Source organism: Stygiolobus sp. CP850M (assembly GCF_037389425.1).
In the GTDB taxonomy this organism is placed as follows: domain Archaea; phylum Thermoproteota; class Thermoprotei_A; order Sulfolobales; family Sulfolobaceae; genus Stygiolobus.
In genome coordinates, this window is record NZ_JBBHKR010000076.1 from 1 (window position 1) to 3482 (window position 3482).

Here is a 3482-nt window from a genome sequence, read left to right on the forward strand (position 1 = left end):
TTTTATAACATGGTCTCTTCCTTAACTTCAGACGAGGCTAAAAAGATGCTCTCTAATCCACCAAAGATAACACTAGGTGGGTTAATTGCTGCGATGAGGGACGAAGACGTTCAGAGAGGATTAGGTATATTTATTACCATGTTAAAGATATTGGGACGGAATTATAGAGTGTGAGAATTATCTTAAAAACATTATATTATTTTAGTAGGATTATTTCTTTTTCTTAGAAGAATTTAAAAGACACGAAAATAATCTTTTTTTCAGTGGTTAGCAAGATGGACATTTTTGTTAAGTTTAGAGAGAATTTAGAGATTTATAAAAGCATGGGTTTAAATCCCTTATCACTGGCGACTGGTTGTGCTGTTAAAGTAGACCTTATAGAGACAGTGTATCCCGCACTTGAAAAACTCAGGAAGGATCTGGAAAAGAGAAACATTTACATACTACCTAGAGAGGACGCAGACATCTTCATTTCGACTGAAAAGATCATACATAGGAGGCTGATAAACGGAGGGGAATTTGATGCAGATAGGGCTATTAGCTTAATTCAAGTTAACCAAGAGACTGCTGGAGACCCACAAGCTTTTGCTAATTTCCTCTATAACGCATATACCTCGATTAAGACGAACCGAAAATTAACAATCGGTAAAGGGCACTCAATAGTAACTACAAAGAAGGACGGTGAGGTAGCGGTATTAGACTTGTTTAGACTCGAGGGCAAGTTAGAAAAATCCTATACGGTAGCTAATAATGATACGATACAGATAGTGGACCCTTTAGATAATCCTGGCTCTCAGACTCAAGTAGACGTAGCGATATCAAACTCGTTGAATGATCTCTTCGCTAAAGGTGTCTTCCAAGACCTCACGGTCATACCGGTTGCAGACGCACCTAATGAAGAACTTAAAGATAAACTGTTAAAGAACTATGAGAACTTCACGCGGAAGTACAACATGGAACTTAAGAACGATGTACAACCCTCCACCAAAACTCTAATGATGGGTGCTACGGTAATAGGAAAAAGTGATCATGAGTTACCTACTTTCTACGACCAAGTAGACGAAAATACGGTCATCGTTACTACTCGGTATTTTGGTGAGCTAACCCCGATAAACGTACACTTGTGGGTTCTGGCAGTCCCTGAACTAGTGGAACTCATGGAAAGCAGGGGGATATCATTTTCGAAACTCGAGGAGGTGAAGATTCAAGCTTTACGAGTAATGTCAAGACCTAATGTCCACGTGGCGAAAATAATTTATAACCACCTACCGGAGTTCGGAAAAGCCTTTTATAAGGAAGATCACATTGCGATGACCACGGACGTTACCGGTCCCGGTATATTTGTTATAAAGGAGTTTGCGGAAAAGGCAAAGGTTAACGTTGAATTGGACTCGATCCCCGTAATAAACCGTGACATATGTGAGTTTGCTACAGAGAACTTCATTATACCCAATTCAACTATAGGGACTAATGGAGCGACAGTAATGTTTGTAAACAAGAAGGTAGCTGATCAACTACTAGACGAATTAGAAAAGGTAGGCGAAAGTCCTCAGGTAATAGGTAGGGTCGTAGGTAAAGGAAATGGTACTGTGACTGTTCCACCGTACATTACAAAGCTAATCAGGAGAGACAGTGTGTTAAAGCAATTTAAGATAAAGGAATGACCCTTTTAAACTTTTTACGTAAACCTCTAATTCATGGCCAAGAGGACTTGCCCTAATTGTGGTAACGTAGTGGAAATAAAAGTAGTGAGAGACGGAAACGTGATAACTAAAGTTTGCCCTAATTGTGGTTACGTTTTTATTAAATACCAAGTGAAAACAACTAGCACGGGTTAAAAATGAAGGTCAAAATACCTCAGGAATGGTACGAAATACTGCTCAAGGCCTCGGAACAAAAAAGGATGAAGTTTTCTCAGTTTGTGGATTACATGTTCAGGACTGAAGAATGTCTTAACTTACCTGAAGTCCCTACTTCTGGTAGGATAAGATCTCTGACGTTGTCTGTTGATATAGACGAGAAAGAATTAGTAAGAAAAATTCATAAGTTCTTATTCTGTAGTTAGTTCCGACTGCCTTAACGTTTCTGGGCCCATCAGGAGACCTATTATCGAAATTACGCTTCCTATACCGAACACTATAAGTGCAGATATATATGGTGATAAAGTTCTACTCAAAAGAGATATGTAAATTGAGGAGAACCCAGCTACAAGGAACGCACCGTTATAGGAGAATCCGACCCCGGTAGCTCTACTTATAGTTCTGAACCTCTCTGAGAGATACGCTGGAGTAATAGCCGAGGGAAGGTTGACTCCGAACCCAAAGAGTAATATCGCATATAATAGCGGAAAACCATGATTTACTCCTAAGTACAGTATAGACGCTACGGCTGAAGAAATGATAGTCCCCAATATGCCCATGGACTTTCTCCCTATTTTATCTGCAGCAAACCCAGAAAGTATCATTGATGGAATCCCAATCAGGTTCATGTATAGTGCTAGAGGACCGTAAACTGAAGGAGGAAGTTTCATTATAGTACCCAGCAATATCGGAACGAATTGGGGACCTGCATATATCATGATCCAAAATCCTATCATAACAGATATTGTTTGAATTAACGGCTTTAACCCGTATATAACGTCTGCAGTTTTTGGCTTTTCTACTTTCATGTAAATCTCGGACTCTGATATTTTAGATCTTATTATCACGGCTAGAGCAGCTGGGATTATGGCAGTCAAGAAAATTATCCTCCATCCATAAGATATGAAGAAGGGCTTAGGCGCGAGTAAAGTAAAAAGTAAATCGACTAACACAAAACCCACTAAAGTACCAGATTGCATTATTCCCGAGAATAATCCTCTCCTTATACTGACGCTCTCCATTGCTAATGTAAAACTACTCGATACATCACCACCTATGAATATCCCTTGAAAGATTCTCAATAGAGAAAGTAGAACTGGGGCTAGAATTCCCATTTGATAATATGTAGGAAGAATCCCAGTTATACCGACTGTAGCTGAATACCCCAACACTGTAAAGATGAGCATTACCTTCCTCCCCTTAAGGTCTGAAAAGAGACCGAACAAGAACCCACCTAAAGGTCTTGATACTACGGTGAAGACTATCGGTAAAACAGCTCCCAAAAGCCCCAGTGTCGGATAAAATAATTTTTCTAAAATAGAGGCCGTTATTACTACAGCACCGAGGTCATATGAGTCCATTACCCATGAAAAATAGGCTCCCAAATAGTTTGCTTTATCTGTCATGATAGTTAGTAACTCTGTTAATTTAATAAATTTTTATAAAAGTATATATAACGTTAAATACTTAAATGAGTCTAACGTTAAATGTGGGAAACCTTTTAAACGATAGGAAGGGAAAATAGGTAGTGGGTCTGCTACTATACTCTGGAATAGCATCGGTAATGGTAGTGGTTATAGTAGCGATTTTATATATCTCAGAGAGGGTGAAAAATTACGCTGG

General features: G+C 39.1%; 5 protein-coding genes. 4 read left to right on the plus strand and 1 reads right to left on the minus strand.

What is annotated here, in order from left to right:
* Window positions 1–45: 45 nt before the first annotated feature.
* From WIW89_RS13635 to WIW89_RS09840, 4 genes are all read left to right on the plus strand, one after another.
* On the plus strand, window positions 46–174 hold the full coding sequence (locus WIW89_RS13635; RefSeq protein WP_443296499.1) for a DUF1641 domain-containing protein: 129 nt from the start codon (window positions 46–48) through the stop codon (window positions 172–174).
* A gap of 101 nt (window positions 175–275) precedes the next feature.
* On the plus strand, window positions 276–1664 hold the full coding sequence (locus WIW89_RS09830) for a SelD-related putative sulfur metabolism protein (protein ID WP_337720628.1): 1389 nt from the start codon (window positions 276–278) through the stop codon (window positions 1662–1664).
* 33 nt (window positions 1665–1697) lie between these two features.
* The gene (locus tag WIW89_RS09835) at window positions 1698–1838 is read left to right on the plus strand and encodes a zinc ribbon domain-containing protein (protein WP_337709068.1); all 141 of its coding nucleotides are present in this window, start codon (window positions 1698–1700) and stop codon (window positions 1836–1838) included.
* A 2-nt stretch (window positions 1839–1840) separates the two neighbouring features.
* Window positions 1841–2065 (plus strand): hypothetical protein, encoded by a 225-nt coding sequence (locus WIW89_RS09840; RefSeq protein WP_337720626.1) that lies wholly within the window; start codon window positions 1841–1843, stop codon window positions 2063–2065.
* Here WIW89_RS09840 and WIW89_RS09845 read toward each other — a convergent pair.
* Window positions 2051–3265, minus strand: coding sequence for an MFS transporter (locus WIW89_RS09845; RefSeq protein ID WP_337720627.1), 1215 nt, complete (start codon window positions 3263–3265; stop codon window positions 2051–2053). The two genes, WIW89_RS09840 and WIW89_RS09845, sit on opposite strands and share 15 nt — an antisense overlap.
* Between the last annotated feature and the right edge of the window lie 217 nt (window positions 3266–3482).